This is a genomic window from Paraburkholderia sp. EG286A (genome assembly GCF_040965375.1).
Taxonomy (GTDB): domain Bacteria; phylum Pseudomonadota; class Gammaproteobacteria; order Burkholderiales; family Burkholderiaceae; genus Paraburkholderia.
The window spans coordinates 485,194-500,381 of the sequence record NZ_JBFRCB010000005.1; the positions used below are offsets into that span (position 1 = coordinate 485,194).

At 65.7% G+C, this 15,188-nt stretch carries 10 protein-coding genes; all 10 read right to left on the minus strand.

Annotated features, from left to right (window positions below):
- Positions 1–13 precede the first annotated feature (13 nt).
- Positions 14–685: an Imm5 family immunity protein gene (locus tag AB4Y35_RS25360; RefSeq protein ID WP_368706482.1), complete on the minus strand. Its 672-nt coding sequence runs from the start codon at positions 683–685 to the stop codon at positions 14–16.
- Positions 679–5,223: an RHS repeat-associated core domain-containing protein gene (locus AB4Y35_RS25365; RefSeq protein ID WP_368706483.1), complete on the minus strand. Its 4,545-nt coding sequence runs from the start codon at positions 5,221–5,223 to the stop codon at positions 679–681. Before AB4Y35_RS25365 ends, AB4Y35_RS25360 begins: the two co-directional genes overlap by 7 nt.
- Complete coding sequence (locus tag AB4Y35_RS25370) at positions 5,224–6,474, minus strand: tetratricopeptide repeat protein (protein ID WP_368706484.1); 1,251 nt, start codon at positions 6,472–6,474, stop codon at positions 5,224–5,226.
- A gap of 19 nt (positions 6,475–6,493) precedes the next feature.
- Complete coding sequence (locus AB4Y35_RS25375) at positions 6,494–7,189, minus strand: hypothetical protein (protein ID WP_368706485.1); 696 nt, start codon at positions 7,187–7,189, stop codon at positions 6,494–6,496.
- Between the two features lie 26 nt (positions 7,190–7,215).
- Entirely contained in the window at positions 7,216–9,459 is a 2,244-nt protein-coding gene (locus AB4Y35_RS25380) for a type VI secretion system Vgr family protein (protein ID WP_368706486.1), read from the minus strand.
- Positions 9,460–9,462: 3 nt separating this feature from the next.
- Positions 9,463–10,578: a type VI secretion system baseplate subunit TssG gene (gene tssG / locus AB4Y35_RS25385; RefSeq protein WP_368691853.1), complete on the minus strand. Its 1,116-nt coding sequence runs from the start codon at positions 10,576–10,578 to the stop codon at positions 9,463–9,465.
- A 23-nt stretch (positions 10,579–10,601) separates the two neighbouring features.
- Complete coding sequence (gene tssF, locus AB4Y35_RS25390; protein WP_368706487.1) at positions 10,602–12,491, minus strand: type VI secretion system baseplate subunit TssF; 1,890 nt, start codon at positions 12,489–12,491, stop codon at positions 10,602–10,604.
- Between the two features lie 14 nt (positions 12,492–12,505).
- Positions 12,506–12,994 (minus strand): type VI secretion system baseplate subunit TssE, encoded by a 489-nt coding sequence (gene tssE, locus AB4Y35_RS25395; protein ID WP_368706488.1) that lies wholly within the window; start codon positions 12,992–12,994, stop codon positions 12,506–12,508.
- A gap of 85 nt (positions 12,995–13,079) precedes the next feature.
- Complete coding sequence (locus AB4Y35_RS25400; protein WP_028207687.1) at positions 13,080–13,571, minus strand: type VI secretion system tube protein Hcp; 492 nt, start codon at positions 13,569–13,571, stop codon at positions 13,080–13,082.
- A gap of 85 nt (positions 13,572–13,656) precedes the next feature.
- Positions 13,657–15,177: a type VI secretion system contractile sheath large subunit gene (tssC, locus tag AB4Y35_RS25405; RefSeq protein WP_368691856.1), complete on the minus strand. Its 1,521-nt coding sequence runs from the start codon at positions 15,175–15,177 to the stop codon at positions 13,657–13,659.
- Positions 15,178–15,188: the final 11 nt, after the last annotated feature.

Genomic DNA, 15,188 nt, shown 5'->3' on the forward strand with positions numbered 1-15,188 from the left:
TCTATGATAATCGCTAGCGAAAATTGTGAGCTGCAACAGCAAGTTCGGCGGCCTTCGCGAGGTACTGCAGCCAGAACGCTTCCCGGCGAGCGTTGAGTTCACCCTGCCGTTCGCCCTGCGTCTCGTCCTGGACCCAGGGGCTCGCCCCATCGCAGAACGCGAGGCAAGCGTACATTTCCGGCGTCCACCCTTCAGTATCAGGTCCTTCGTCTTCTGCTTCGAGCCACAGGTGATCGCAGATGCATGAACCGATCGCCCCGCCTGCGCCAAGCAAAATCAGCGACGCTACCTCATAGTCTTGCCAAAGCTCGTAAATGTACTGGAGCATATTCCCATAGCGGTAAGCGGTTCTCTCGGTCGAAGCCCAGTCGTCAATCCGGTCGAGTCGGCGCTCGGCGACGTCGAGGATTTTGGTGGGATGATCCGTCGAATTGACCAGGTCTGCACCGGCGCGCGCCTCGTCTGCCGCATACCGCGGCAGAACGCTCCGTACCGCATATATCGCGAGCCTGCCACGCCGGTCATGACCCGGCGATATCGCTCCGGCCCGTACCTTGGCCGGGTCCAGCCGCTCACCGAAGGAGGCCCACAAACGCTGTCTTGCGTTCAGTGGCAAGTGGTGCGTGGGCGACGCGATCACAATGGCTCGGCAATCGGCAACAAGTTCGCGGGTCTTTTCTACCATGGGATACCCTCGTAATTCTGCCGGGTGGCCGTCGGCTCGACCTTGCTGGACACTTTACCGGCGTATTCTCCATCGCTATGGTAAATGTCGACGGTCCCATCGGGGTGATAGATTCGCTGGTATTCCGGGTCGCTGACGATATGCGTGACACGCGTATATTGGGCATGCCTCCTCAACCAGTCCCGGCACATGCCGCATGAGGGTCTCGATATGCCAATGACATTCGGCTCCCGCCCGTAAAATTGATTGTCATGTCCGGCCAGCATTTCCGCATGGGACGCATTCGTTCTCCCCACTACATCACCATCGGCCGGATGCCCTTTGATAGGCATCCCGAGCTCTTCCATCAGCGCAACCATGTTTTCGCCCGAAAGATGCTCACCTCGTGGGTCAAGCTCCTGCGGTTGCTTCTTCGCTTGCCCGTTTTGCACACGAGCCCCAACTTCGGGGTCCCCACAGGCAGTGCACATGCCCCGGCCCGTCGCATCGGTCTGCCTGTGCAGATCATCGGCAATCTCGCCCGCCTTTGACGCGCCCTTCGTGACAAACGACTGGGCTGACGTATCCTTGCGCTCCGCGTCGAGCTGCTGCTTTGACTTCTGTCGATCCGGCGGCCGTTCGGCAGCGCGGCCATTGCCTGCATGCTCGCAATCGTCGAAATGGTTATTTCCCGGAGCGCCACAGCAATCCTTGAGCCCCTGGATATCCACCGCCACCAGCGGGTTGGCAGTGTATGCGTATAAATTCACGCCCCCGGCCTGTCCCACGGGGTCCGATTGCAAATAGCGGCAAAGCGCCGGGCTGTACGTCCTGAACCGGTTATAGTGCAAACCCGTTGGCGCGTCGTAATAATGGCCTGGAAACCGCAGGTTATATTCGATCTCGCCGTGGTCAGCCACGGTAACCGTCCCATAAGGATCGATGTCTCGCGCGCGCCATACCGTCCTGCATTCGTCATCATCAATCTGCTCCGCAAGCCCGACCTGATTAACCACAACGTAATAGACCCGGCCACTATCGAGCGGGGCTTGCGGCGAGTCATAGTCGATGAATAGGAACGGCACCAGCGCCATCTCGTCCGGATAGACGTACAGGCGCAGCCTGCCGTCCGCACGGGACTCCGCGGCCAGCCTGTCGCGGTCCCAGTAATAGTCGATACGATGTGCGCCGATTGTGCTGGCAGTGCGTCGGCACAGCCCGTCGTATTGCGCTGCCCACGCCTCCTCGCGATCGCTCCAGTGCACTTCCACCAGCAAGTCCATGCTGTTATAGCGGTATACCGTATGCGCCTCTGGCGCGCGAATCTCTTCGGCCAGACGGTTACGTTCGTCGTAGCGAAACAGGCTGCGTGACGCGGCAGCCAGCCGGTTTCCCTCCATGCACTGGATAGACGGATAGGACGGCGTAGAGACAAGATTGCCTCCCCGGTCATATTCGAAGCGCCGCACCGGCCAACCGTCTTGACTCTCCTCCACCAGCCTGTGGGCGGCATCGTATCGATACTCCGTCCTGCCCTTCTGACTATCGATGACGCATCGCAACTCGCCTGTCGCGCTGTAGCTATACTCCGCACAATGGACGTCTTGCGCGCGTCCCTCGGACCACGTCAGGCGTGCGACGCATCGCCCTTGCGGGTCATACGCGTAGAGTCGATTCATGCCGTTGGCAAGACGCAGCAGGACCTTGCCATCGGCACTTTGGTGAAGCCGGTGGACAGCTCCGCCCGGAACGTGAATCGACATGTCACCGTCTCCACAAGATTCGTATCGCACCGCGAATCGATCGAAGTACGTGGTCTCTGCGAGACGCGCGCCGATATATTTGTGCTCGACACCGCGTCCATTGCGCTTGTCCGCGATGCAGCGCCCGAGCGCGTCGTACGTGAACCTGACGTCGGCGCGGTCCGTTGACGCCCTCGTGAAATTTCCTCGCTCGTCGTATTCGAAGCAGTGTGTCTCGCCGCTCGCCAGCACGCGCCTACGATGCAGGCCGCACTCGCTCACCTCGAAGCGCAGCAGCCAGTTGCCGTGGCCATCGCGCTTTTCAACCAGGCTATCTCCTCCATCATATGCGTAGGTCTCGCGGACCATCCCGTGCCGCGTAACGCCGACAATGCGGTTCTTCAGATCGTAGGCGTACAGGCTTTCGTTCCCGTTCGCGTCAACAACCGACGAGACCTTCTCCTGAGTTGTATAACGGTATGACACTGTACCGCCGAGCGGATCCTCCTCGCTTACGCATAGGTTCCAGGATGCGAAGCCGTAGCGGTAACCCCTGCCATCCTTGTCGCGATACTCGAGCACATTGCCAGCTGAGTCATACGCAAAATGCTCGCCTTTACCGCATTCGTCGATGCGTGTCACCAGCCGCTCGCTGGCGTCCCTTGTTTCCTTCAGGGCGCATGCGTTCACGCGGCGCCCGGGCAGGTCATCCACGATCCGTTCGATAGCCTCGGGCAGCAAAATCGTATTCCCCACCTTGTGTTGCGCCGGCTCCCCCCACTGCAGCCCGAGGTGTGTCTGTGGCAAACGATGTGCGAAGGGGTTCGGCAGTGCCTGTACCCCGTTCCACGCCGGCCACATGTTGCCCCATTCGTCCATGCGTCCCGTATGGCGCCCGCGCTCGTCATAAAGCCAGCGCATCACGCGCCCGCCGGCGTCTACCTCCTCGACGATGCGCCCATCCGTGCCGGTCACGCGCTCCGCCGCGCCGCCATAGGGGTCGATGATGTGCGTCACCGTGCGCGCATCGTCGTACAAGTAGGTCCATTTTCCGCCATCGGCTTGTGTGACCGCCGTGCGGCCAGGCTGGTAATCGAGCAGGATGCGCCACAGGCCGTCCTGCCCCACGCTCTCGACGCAACGGCCGTCATCACCGTAACGGTAGTAGAACGAGTAGCCATTGGCATCCGTTTCCCGAGTCATGCGGCGCAACTCGTCATACCCGTAGGTCATGGACGCGCCTAGCGCATCAGTTGCGGCTGTGAGGCAACCGGCGGCATCGTAGCGATACCGGGCAATGCAGGTGACGGCGCCTTGCGCATTGGTTTGACGCACTTGCACCACATGGCCGTGTGCGTCGTAGATGAAATCGACCAGCCGGCGGCGCCCATCACGCTGCGCCGATTGTTCGATGTGCCGTAACGTGCCGTCGTCTGCGTAGCGCAGCGTGCTTTCGGCACCGTCGCAGACATGGCGCACGAGTCGGGCCGAACCATGCGTTTCGCTCGTGCGCTCGAACGTGAGCTCGCTATGCGACCCATATAGGATCACGAAACGATTAGTGCCTTGCTGCTGTAGTGCGTAGCCTGCGAAGATGCCCTCGTAGCGCCCCGCGACGCCGCGCCTGAACGTATACGCGTGGGCGTGGCCATCGACGTAAATCGCACGCGTACGCAGCACGCGCAGTTCGTGCTGAAAGCTGTGACGAAAGCCGAAGCCCAGCGCGCCGTCCCGTTCGCTCCAGTCACTACGGTAGTAGCGCTCCCATTTGAATGCGGGCGCGTCGACGGTCGCATAGTCGGCAAACTCATTCTCCGCCGTGCCTCTCACCACGTCGACGGGGTGTCCTCCCTTGCATTCCCCTTGCTCCGTACGCTTGGGTTCCCCGGCATCTTCTGGCGCGTGCGCCTTCTTGCGCAGCCCCCAGCCCAGCATCAGCATGGCAAGCGCATCAGGCATCGGGAAGCCGCCGATCAGGACGCTCGCATCGCCATCGATCAGCGTTCCCATTCCTGGCTCAACGCCTGGATCCTTGCCCATCAGATTGCTCATCGCCATCGCGATCGCGTCTGCCGCCGTCTGCGCCGCCGTCATCTCGACTGCGGCCGCCCCGGCGCCATCCACGGCCTGGTCGGCGGCCGTCAGCCCGCCGGAGGCCACCGGCGCCGCCATCCCGGCAATGTGCATCGCACGCTTCAGTGCGCTCGCCTTCTCAGCCTCCTGCGCGGCGTGCCCCGCACCGCTCACGCCGAGCGGATTGCAGTGACGCGTCAGGTCCAGCGCCATGCGCGCCGCGCGCGCGCCACCGATGAAGGTATTGCTCGATCCGGTGCAGATCTCGAAGATGGGCGCCAAGCCGCCACAGGTGGGCGCGAGGCCGATGTCGAGCACCCGTGCAGCGGGCATGCCCCCATACAGCACGCTCAGGCAGCCGCTTCCGATCGTCACGCCGCAACTCGGCATCGGCACGCCGTCGCTCGGCGGGTGCGCGTGTGCATGCGGCACCCCGAGATGCGGCACGCCGATGAACGCCGCCGGCATGCCGGGCACGAGATTCGCGCCGGGAATCATCGCCATGCCCGTATTGAGCAGCTGGTCGAGCGCGCCGAGACTGCCCACCGCGCCGATCACGACGTTCGTGACGCGGTCAAGCGTGTTGGCCTTCGGGTTACCGAGCTGCTGAAACGGCTGCGCGCCGGCGTTGACCGCACTGGCAAGCGCGTCGACCGACGTGTTGCCGGTCGGCGAGATCAACGGCGCAGGCGGCGGGGGCGGCTCGTTAGCCGGGCTGGCCGGATTTCCGGGCGGGGTGCTCATCTACCGTTGCGCTCCCTCACGATATGCAGGAATCCGATCCTTCTCCATCTCGTAGGCTTTAGCCTGCGTCTTCAAGCCGGCTTGCGCATACAGGGCGGCCAGCCGTTCGAGCAGCGAGCGGCGCTGATGCTCGCAACCGAAGCGCTCGCACAGCGTTTTCGCCTCGGTCCACGTGCGTGCTGCCTCGGCAGTCTTATGCGCACCCAGCAAGGCCACGCCGAGCTTCTCCAGTGCGGCGACGCTCGCGTGCGGGAACATCAGCTTGTCCGCACCGCGGCTCGCGAGCTCGAAATATTCGACCGCGCGCGCGGGCTGTTTCAGGCGCAGGCAAGCTTCTCCAGACGCCATGAGAATATTGAGCGTCACGCCCAGGTTGCCGCTGTCCGCCGCGGCGTCGAGCGCATGCGCATACCAGCGGCTCGCATCGGCGTGCTGGCCGCTGCGTGTTGCGACATCGCCGATGCCGCCCAGCGCCAGCGCCTTCCCAAGCGGGTTGCACTGTTCGCGATGCCAGCCATACAGCAGGCGATACTTCTCCAGCGCCTGGTCGAGCCGACCGTGTGTGAGATCGAGCGCGGCCAGCTGCATCGCCGCCTGCATGCGCTCGGCCAGCGGGCGGGCCGCGTCGTTCATCGCGCCCACCATGGCGTCTGCGGTTTTTTCGGGCGAAAAGTCAAGGTCAAGCGTGAGCACGTGTGGCGCTTTCGCACGCAACTCCTGCGGCAACAGGAAGCGCCGCGAACAATCGTCGCGAACGCAGAAGCGGTGGCCGTCCATCCACGCCTCGAAGCCATCGAGCGCGAGCAGCGGCAACACCGTTTCGCGATAGCCGGCGGCGTCCTCGAGGGTCGATGGCATGAGCCCCCAGACGATATCGACGCCTTCCGCAACCAGCGTGCGCACATGCCCGATCGCCGCTCTTAGCCGCATGGCGGGGTGCTGCGTCGGATCGGTGCAAAGCAGCGGGAGCTCGGCCCACGGCATCACGCCCTCTTGCGCGCGCGCCTGGTTCTCTGCGTCAATCTGCGCGGCGAGCGAAGCCATGCACTGCTGAACAAAGCGGCCCGACGCGGCGCATTCGAACGGAAACAGCAGGTAGACGCGCTGCCTGTCGCGCCGATCGCGTTCCTGCAGCATCCTGAACGCGAGCACGACGTCGAGATCGGTTGCGCCGAGCACGAGCGTCGGATAGTCGGGCTGCTCGATGAACGCGCCCAACGCAGCATCCTTGGCGGCAAATTCACGCTGCATCACCCAATCCTCTCGTGGGTCAGTTCAGCCGAATGTAGCGACTTCTCACCACCGTATCGGCCTCGGTGCGGATATCGACGCCACCGCGGCCCGCCTCCAGCTCCAGTGTGCGCGCACGCAGGCTGAGCTTGCCCGCGGCCTCCAGGTTGACGTTCGGGCTCATGAGGCGCACCACCGGCCCCGCGCTCGAAGCGAGAATCTGCACGAGCGGTTTGCCGTGTGCATCGTCGATCTGCACGCATTCGTCGGGCTGGAGCCTCACGATCTGGCTCGCTTGCGTGTCGACGGCCTCGGTTGCGCCGTTCATTCCATGCGACTCGGGGATGCCCGCTTCGCCCTCCGCGGCGCCTGTCGAAAGAATCCCCGTGACCAGCGCCTCCGGCCAGTTCGCCGGCTGCTCGACGAGCACGCGATCGCCCCTGCGCGGCCGTTGCCCGCGCAGGCATTGCAGCCAGCACTCCACGGCGTCGCCCTGGGCGGAGTGCCAGCGCACCCGCACCCGGCCGGGGCTGTCCGGATGATGGGTGTCGGTCACCTCGCCTGCGAGCAGCCCCTCGATGGCGGGCCCTCGCGCGGGTGCTGCCGGACCGGGGGCCGCGCCCGCGTCGAACAGGGCGCGCAGCTTCGCGCGTGTAGCGTCGTCGATGGTGTCGGGATCGATGGACGCGGCTTGCGTTGCCATCGCTTCATCGGTCTGATCTGCGTGAGTGTCCATAAGATCCTCTCCATTTCCCTGCGCGACTAGTTGATATGGGCAATCGTCCCCTGAATCGTGATCCCTGACGCGTCGAGCTCGATGCTCGCGCCTTGCGTCGAGATGACGATCTTCTTCGCGTTGATGTTGACCTGCTTGACGTCCTGATCGCCCACGTTGACGGTGGGGGCCGAGACGTCCACGTTGGTCGTGCCATAGACTTCCGTAAAAGGGGTGCCGGTGATGACGACGCCCTTGCCGGTCCCGGTGACCGCCACGCCCCGTCCCTTGCCATCGCCGGTGATGCCGATACCCCCGTCGTTCCCGATCACGTCGACGCCGAGCTTGCTGCCCGTGATGCCGACACCGCCGTCGCCGGTGATGCCCACACCCTGCTTTTTGCCGTACAGGAGCACCGCGGTTGCCGCCGTCACGCTGTAGTCGCCCACGGCAACATCGACGATGCGCGAACCGGCGGCCACCGCATGCGTGCTGGTCTGTTCGACCTGCACGGTATGCGTCCCGTTCGCCACGGTGAAGCTGTGATTGCCGTTGGTGACCGTATGCGTGCTGTCGCCCTTTACCGTGACACTATGGCTTCCGCCTACGCTGGTGGTCTCGTTCCCGCCGATCTGCGCGACCCGATGCTGCCCGATGCTGACTGTCTCGTTCTGCCCGACACTCCTCTGCCGGTTGTTCTTCACCTGCATCGTCTCGTCGTTGCCGACCGTGTGTGCGTGGTCGTGCCCCACGGAAAGCGTATGGTCGAGCTCCGTTTCCGCGTCGAAATTGCGCTCGGCGTGCATCCACAACTGCTCTGAGCCTTTGCGGTCCTCGAAGCGCAGCGCGTTCGCGTGCTCCACCGCGCCACCGGGCGTCGAGCGCGAGAGCAGCCCGCTTTGCGTTGCGCTCACCGGCAGGCTCCAGGGCGGCATGCTCGCGGCGTTGTAGACGCGCCCGGTCACGATCGGATAGTCGGGATCGCCATTCAGAAAATCGACGATCACCTCGTCGCCGATGCGCGGAATCTGCACGCCGCCGAAACCGCCGCCGGCCCAGGGGCTCGAAACACGCACCCAGCACGACGAGTCCTGGTCGCGCCGGCCGTAACGGTCCCAGTGGAATTGCAGCTTCACCCGGCCATAGCGGTCGGTCCAGATTTCCTCACCGGGCGGCCCGACCACGACCGCCGTCTGCGGGCCGTTGGTGTGCGGCACCGGCGTCGTGCGCGGCGTACGGTACGGCAGGTTGTCGGGCTGGGCGAGCAGATCGGCCTCGTGCAGCACGGGCTCGTTGCCCGTGTGGCTTGCATATGGGTTCTCCTGAAAGCGGTACGTGCAACGCACGATCAGGTATTTGCGATTCTGGTCGGCGCGCGGGCAGCGTTCCAGCTCGAAAAGGTAACCCGGCGCGCTGGCGCGTACGTCGGTATGCGCCTGTGCGCGGTCGTAGATACCCTGCAGCTCCTCCAGGCGCACGCGATTGCGCTGGGCGCCGTGCGCGTCGTCGCGATAGCCACCCGGCCATTCGTACACCGAATAGTCGTCGTGGTCGTGACCGCGAGGCTCGGCGCGCTGCACGCCCAGATCGGCGTGCGGCTTCGTATAGTCGTAGTCGCTCGCCTCGCGCCGCCCCGCACTCACCTCCTGAACCGGCTGCCAGCTGTCGATGTGTTCCTCGTCGGCGATCGCGGCGCGGTCTCGGCCGATATACGGAATCGTCGCGTAGCCGGGCAGATCGCCGTGCGAAGCCATTGCGTCACACAGCACCAGTGTGTGCGTCCCGGCCTCATGGCGGAAAAGGTAATAGATGCCCTCCGCCTCCATGAGCCGCGAGACGAAGTCGAGATCGGTCTCGTTGTACTGCACGCAGTACTCGCGCGGCGCATAGGTTTCGGTCAGCCGGTTCTCTATCGGGTAACCATAGGGAGAAAGCACCTGCTGCACGATTTGCGGCACGCTTTTTTCCTGAAAAATGCGGCAGTCGGCGCTGCGGCTCGCGAGCCAGAGCCACGGCCGCACGATCAACTCGTACGCGTAGTAACGCTCGGCATGGCGCCCGATCAACGAGGCGCGCGAAACGATGCCGTTCAGGTATCGCTCCGCGCCCCTCGCCAGTTCGACGCGCACGGTCACCGCCTTGCCGAGCAGTTCGCGCAGCGACACGTTGTGACTCGCGGCAAGCGCCTCGATGCGCCACTCGAACGGACGCCCGAGCGCCTCTTCGCCGTTCAGGCGGTAGAACTTGAGATCGTCGCCTGACGGACTTTCGAGGGTGAAGATGCGCGCCACGCGTCAGCCTCCTTGGGCACGCGCAACCAGATCGACCACGAGGTCGCGCGCGGGTTCATGGCTCAGGCGCCGCCCGAGCCAGGTCGACAAACCGAGCCTGCCCGCGCCGCCGGGCGCTGCGCGTGGCACCGCGGACGCGGCCAGTTCGAGTTGCAGGTCCCAGCCGAACTCGGCGCCGATGTACTCGCGCACCCAATGCACGAGCCGGGCCGAGTCCGTGCCACCGGGCAGGAACGCCTGGTAGCGCGCGAGCGGCAGCGGCCCCAGTACGATGCGGAAGCTGCCCTGCGCGTCGCGCACCGCACGTCCGAGCACCGCGCCCTCGCCGAGTGCCGCGCCCGTTGCACGCTGGCGCGCGACTTGTCCGCCGCCGCGCCGCGGGCCTCGCACGGCGCCGATCGCGCTGCGCTGACGCTCGCCGAGCGCGATCCAGCGCACGACATGCTCGACGATGCGCACCGGCACGCCGAAGTCGTGGCGCAGCATTTGCGCGAGCCCCTCGGGGTTGCGCGTCTGGCGCACCCAGTGGCCCGCCTGGAAGTACTTCGCGTGGCGCCCCGGCACGTCGCGAGCACGCAACGGCGGCGCCGCGATCCGCGCGCCGGCGAGGCCGATGAGGCTCGCGACATAGCGGTCGAAGCGCGACTCTCCGGGCCGGTCGAGGCCGACCACGGGCTGCGCGTCGGCCCACGCGCGATAGAGCAGCACGATCAGCCGATGGTGGAACAGGTCGGCAAACGCGCCCATCGTGTTGTCGCCGAAGCTGTGGGCGCGCTCGTACGCATACTCCGTCACGTGCTGCGGCAGCGGACCGTTCGGCCCGAACAGCCCGAAGCCGTGAATATGCACGCGCGGCAGTCCGTCCGGCGCGTGCCCGTCTTCTTCGCCAGCGACCGCCGCGACCATCGAAGGCGCGAACGACAGCGACGGCGTCTGCCCGAGCCGCACCGGCTCGCCCGCAGGATGCTGCGCCTCGCCGAGCGGCGCTTCGCCGCCTGCGAGCGCGTCGATCCAGCGCAGCAGATGAAACAGGTCATGCTCGTGCGGCGCGGCTCGTAGCCGCCGCCAGAACACCTGGTACCGGTCCTGGCCGGCGGGGATCGGCGCTTGCTGGCTCATGTTCCGGAATCCCGATGATCGATTCATACCGCAGGCCTACGTCCGATCCGCGCGGGCCATTCGGCGATCTCGCCGCGCTGCGCCGAGTACAGCGCGAATTCGACGAACGCATTGATCGACGCATGCCGCGCGAAGAACTGCTCGAGCGCCGCGCCGAGCGCGTAGGGACTGTCGCCCGCGAACGCATGGTCGTCGACGGTCAACTCCACGCGCACGCCGCGCCCGTAGACGAGCGGCCCGGCCACCGGCAGGCGTCTGAACACCGGCCGGCACGCGAGACCCCGAATGCCGCGAATGCGCTGCGCGAGCGGCGCATTCGCGGGATCGGCGTAGATCTCCAGTTGCTCGCGCAGCCGCTGGGCGCCGGCCTCGTCTTCGATATCGGCGAGCGGCTGATAGTTGAGCCCCAGATGCGCGATGAGCCGCCACGTCGCGTCGTCGTGCGCGAGCGGCGGGCGGGGCGGCGAAGGACCGCGCACGATGCGCACGCGGCTCACGGGCGCGGAGATCCTCAGCGTGAGAGCGCCGGCGCTGCCAGACGCAAGATGCAGCGGCAGGTCGCGGTTCGTACAAAGGGTATCGGCCGATAGCAGCGCGATACGTTCGTCAAACGGTGCACGCCGGCGATCGACGAGCGAAACGTAGACATCGGAGCCCGCATAGTTCGAGCGCGTGCCGCTGCGCCGCGCCTGCGTGCCGACGAGCCGCGCCTCTCGCCGCAAGCTGAACCAGGCGCCGGATTCCTGCGCGTCGTCGGCGGCCGATGTATAGAGCGGCAGGAAATCGCAGTCGCCGTCGGCGCCTGCGCGATGGCCGATCACGCGCTTCACGGCGAATACCTCGTAGTCCAGCGCGCGCGTGCGGTCGACCATCAGCCGGTACTCGTTCGCGCCAGGCGTCACGGGGACGCGCTCCGTGCGCTTCGGGAACAGGTTGATCGCGGGTGTGCAATCGAGCGCGAGATGCGTCGCGTCGATGCTGCGTTCGAGATCGGCGTCGTCGCCGTCCAGCAGCACGAAGAGGTCGACGCTCTCGCTGCCCGCGTTGGCCAATGCGCTGCGCAGACCGCCCACGCTGAAAAAGAGGTTGCGCGCGGCGAACGCGAAATGCTCGCGCAGGATCCGGTAGCCTTCGAAGCTGCGCGCGCCGGGCGGAAAGAGCGCCTGCTGCGCATCGAATCCTTCGTGCACGACGCATTGCGGTCCCAGTGCACCGAGCCACTTGCCCTCCTTGCCCTCGCGCAGCGCGACACCGAGCGAGCGCGCACAGACGAGTTCGAGCAAACGCATCGCCTGACGATCCGGGCCACTGAGGAAGAACGTCAACTGGTCGAGCGGCAACTGGCTCAGCCGCGCCCCGCCCCGCGCTGCCAGCGTGATATGCAAGGCCCGCAGCGGCCCGGTGCCCCCGCCGCTACCCGCTCCTGCACGCGGCATGCCGGGAAGCGACGGCACGCCCGCGGGCGCGGGCGCGAGTTCGACCGCGCGCAGCGTGAGCGGCCACAGCGTGACCGGCTGCGCGGTGCGGAATTCGCAGGCCGTCGCGGTGCCGGCCGCAGCCGCCATCAGACTGGTCCCCGCCGGCACGGTGAACCCCTGGCTCAGCGAGCCTTGTGCGGAATCGGCCTCGAACTGGACGATCGCCATCGCCGGCGTGGGCGCGAGGTGATCCGGGTACACCACGTCGAGCAGCCGCTCGGAGAAGCGCGGAAATTCCGCGTCCATCTTCAGTTGCACGCGCGCGGTGAGAAAGCAGAAACCCTCCAGCAGCCGCTCGACGAACGGGTCCGCCACGTCGATGCCGTGCATGCCGAGGCCGCCCGCAACCTTCGGATACTGGCGCGCGAACTCCGCGCCGGATTCGCGTAACCAGGCAAGCTCACGGTTGTAGTAGTCGAGAAAGCGTGCATCCATAGGGCAGCGTTTCCTTAGCGTCGCGGGCGGGCATCGTCGGTCTCGGCCTGCGCGGCACTGCCGAGCGGCCGCAGCAGCGCGACGCCGGAATCCAGGTCCAGCTCCGTGTGCACCAGCATGGCAAGCGGCGGGTCGCAACAGGCGAGGCGCCCGGCAATCTCGAAGGTCAGCACGTTGTGCCGTCTTGCGCGCGGCGCGTCGCTCACGCAGCGCACCTCGACGCTGCCGCCTTGCAGGCGCGGTTCGAAGCACACGATCGCCTCGCGCAGCGCGTCTTCCAGATATTGCGTATCGATGCCGGAGAGCGGCGTGCCCGCCAGCGCGGGTACGCCGAAGTTGAGCACCGAGCGGGCGGCTTCGGCATAGCGGCGCGCGTTGCGCTCGTCGAGCGCGCAGGCCGTGTTGAGCAGCCACGAGAGATCGCGCAGCACCGCATCGAGCAGCGCGTCGGCGTGAACGGCGCCGCGTTGCGGCGCGCCTTCCCTCAGGCGGTCGAACAACATCGGCGCCGCCGGGCGTACGCGTGCGGCGCGGTCCGCTGGCGTTCGCGAAGGGTCCGGACGATGGGAGGCACTCGGCATGCGGACCTCACATTTCGCTGTTCTTCTTGATGTCCCAGCCCATCGTGACCTCGGGCCCCTTGCCGCCGTTCGCGTTCTGCTCCCAGTACTGCTTCTTCACGCGCGCGGCCTGGAAGCCGTATTGCATCAGGAGACGGTCGGTGGCGTCGCTCGCATCGGCGCCCACCACGCGCGCAGCGGTGACGATCACCTCCTCGAGCGTGACCCGCGAAAACTCGATTTGCTCGCCCCCCGTCTTGCACGACGAGATCTCCACCTTCGAGAGATGCTTGCCGCTCGCGCAATGTTTGATGATCGCCGGCGTCGCCTTGTCCATGTATGCCCTCACGACCAGATCGTCGAAGTTCGCCTTGCCCGCGTTGCCGCCGCCGCCCGTCGCCATCGCCGCCGGCTGGGTCGCGCCCCAGGAAAACGACTGGATATCGCTCCAGCCGGTGTGCTGCTTGTCGGCGGATTCGCCGGTCGCGCCATCCACCTTCATAAACATCGCCACGCCCATTGCGGTTCTCCCGTCTGCCTGCCTGTTTGCCTGTCGAGCCCGGCCGCGAATCACGCTGCCGGGTTCATTTGATCAGTCATCCTCTTCAACTTGAAGCCTGCACCGCCGGCAGCCGCGACACCAGCCTCAGCGACACCGTGAGGCCTTCGAGCTGATAGTGCGGCCGCAGGAAAAAGCGCGCCGAATAATAGCCGGGGTTGTCCTCCACGGCCTCCACCTCCACCCTCGCGTCGGCCAGCGGCTTGAGCGCCTTGGTCTCCTGCGACGAGTTCGCCGGGTCGCCGTCCACGTAGTTCATGATCCAGTCGTTGAGCCACCGCTCCATGTCCGGCCGCTCGCGAAACGAGCCCACCTTGTCCCGCACGATGCACTTGAGGTAATGCGCGAAGCGGCTGCACGCGAACAGGTACGGCAGCCGGCCGGAGAGCCGGGCGTTGGCCGTCGCGTCGGGGTCGTGGTACTCCGCGCTCTGGTAGAGCGACTGCACGCCGATGAAAGCCGCCACGTCGGAGTTCTTGCGGTGAATGAGCGGAATCAGTCCGTTCTTCGCCAGCTCCGCCTCACGCCGGTCGCTGATCGCGATCTCGGTGGGACACTTGAGATCGACGCCGCCGTCGTCGGTCGGGAACGTATGGCATGGCAGATTCTCGACCGCGCCACCCGACTCCACGCCGCGAATCGCCGAACACCAGCCGTAGAGCTTGAACGAGCGATTGATATTGGCCGCCATCGCGTAGGCCGCGTTGGTCCAGGTGTAGTGATCGTGCTTCGCGCCGTCGGTTTCCTCCTCGAACTCGAATTCGTCGACGGGGTCGGTGCGCGCGCCGTAAGGCAGCCGCGCGAGAAAGCGCGGCATCGCGAGCCCGACATAGCGCGAGTCTTCCGATTCGCGCAGGCTGCGCCAGGCGGCATACTCCGTGTTCTGGAAGATCTTCGTGAGGTCGCGTGGATTCGAGAGCTCCTGCCACGAGTCCATCTGCATCAGCGCGGACGATACCCCGCCGATGAACGGCGCGTGCGCCGCCGCCGCGATCTTCGAAACGGACTGCAGCATTTCGACATCGGGCGGACTGTGATCGAAGTAATAATCGCCCACGAGGCAACCGAACGGCTCGCCGCCCAATTGTCCGTATTCCTCTTCATAGATCTTCTTGAAAAGCGGGCTCTGGTCCCACGCGATACCCTTGTGGCGCTTGAGCATGCGCGCCAGCTCCTTCTTGCTTGCGGGCATGACGCGGATCTTGAGCATCTCGTCGCTTTCCGTGTTGTTCACGAGGTAGTGCAGCCCGCGCCACGACGCCTCCAGACGCTGAAACTCGGGGTGATGCAGCATGGCGTTGATCTGCGCGGAAAGCTTCTGGTCGATTGCGGCGATCACTTGCCGCACGCCCTCGTAAGCGTCCGACGACAGCGTCGCGCTGCCGCTGTGCTCGAGCGCCTCGCGCGCGAGCGTCTGCACCGCGTTCTGCACCGCCTCGCGAGCAAGCTCGGTCTTGGGGCTGATTTCGCGCTCCAGCAGCACGGCGAACTGGTCGCCGTTGAGCGTGGTTGCGGGCAAGGTGGAGACTGGGCTTTGCAGCGCGTTTTGCGGCTCGGTCCGGCTCATGTTCGTCCTCC

Coding starts and splice junctions, on each gene's coding strand:
- AB4Y35_RS25360 (WP_368706482.1), bottom strand. CDS start 685: ATGGTAGAAAAGACCCGCGAACTTGTTGCCGATTGCCGAGCCATTGTG.
- AB4Y35_RS25365 (WP_368706483.1), bottom strand. CDS start 5,223: ATGAGCACCCCGCCCGGAAATCCGGCCAGCCCGGCTAACGAGCCGCCC.
- AB4Y35_RS25370 (WP_368706484.1), bottom strand. CDS start 6,474: ATGCAGCGTGAATTTGCCGCCAAGGATGCTGCGTTGGGCGCGTTCATC.
- AB4Y35_RS25375 (WP_368706485.1), bottom strand. CDS start 7,189: ATGGACACTCACGCAGATCAGACCGATGAAGCGATGGCAACGCAAGCC.
- tssG (WP_368691853.1), bottom strand. CDS start 10,578: ATGAGCCAGCAAGCGCCGATCCCCGCCGGCCAGGACCGGTACCAGGTG.
- tssF (WP_368706487.1), bottom strand. CDS start 12,491: ATGGATGCACGCTTTCTCGACTACTACAACCGTGAGCTTGCCTGGTTA.
- tssE (WP_368706488.1), bottom strand. CDS start 12,994: ATGTTGTTCGACCGCCTGAGGGAAGGCGCGCCGCAACGCGGCGCCGTT.
- AB4Y35_RS25400 (WP_028207687.1), bottom strand. CDS start 13,571: ATGGGCGTGGCGATGTTTATGAAGGTGGATGGCGCGACCGGCGAATCC.
- tssC (WP_368691856.1), bottom strand. CDS start 15,177: ATGAGCCGGACCGAGCCGCAAAACGCGCTGCAAAGCCCAGTCTCCACC.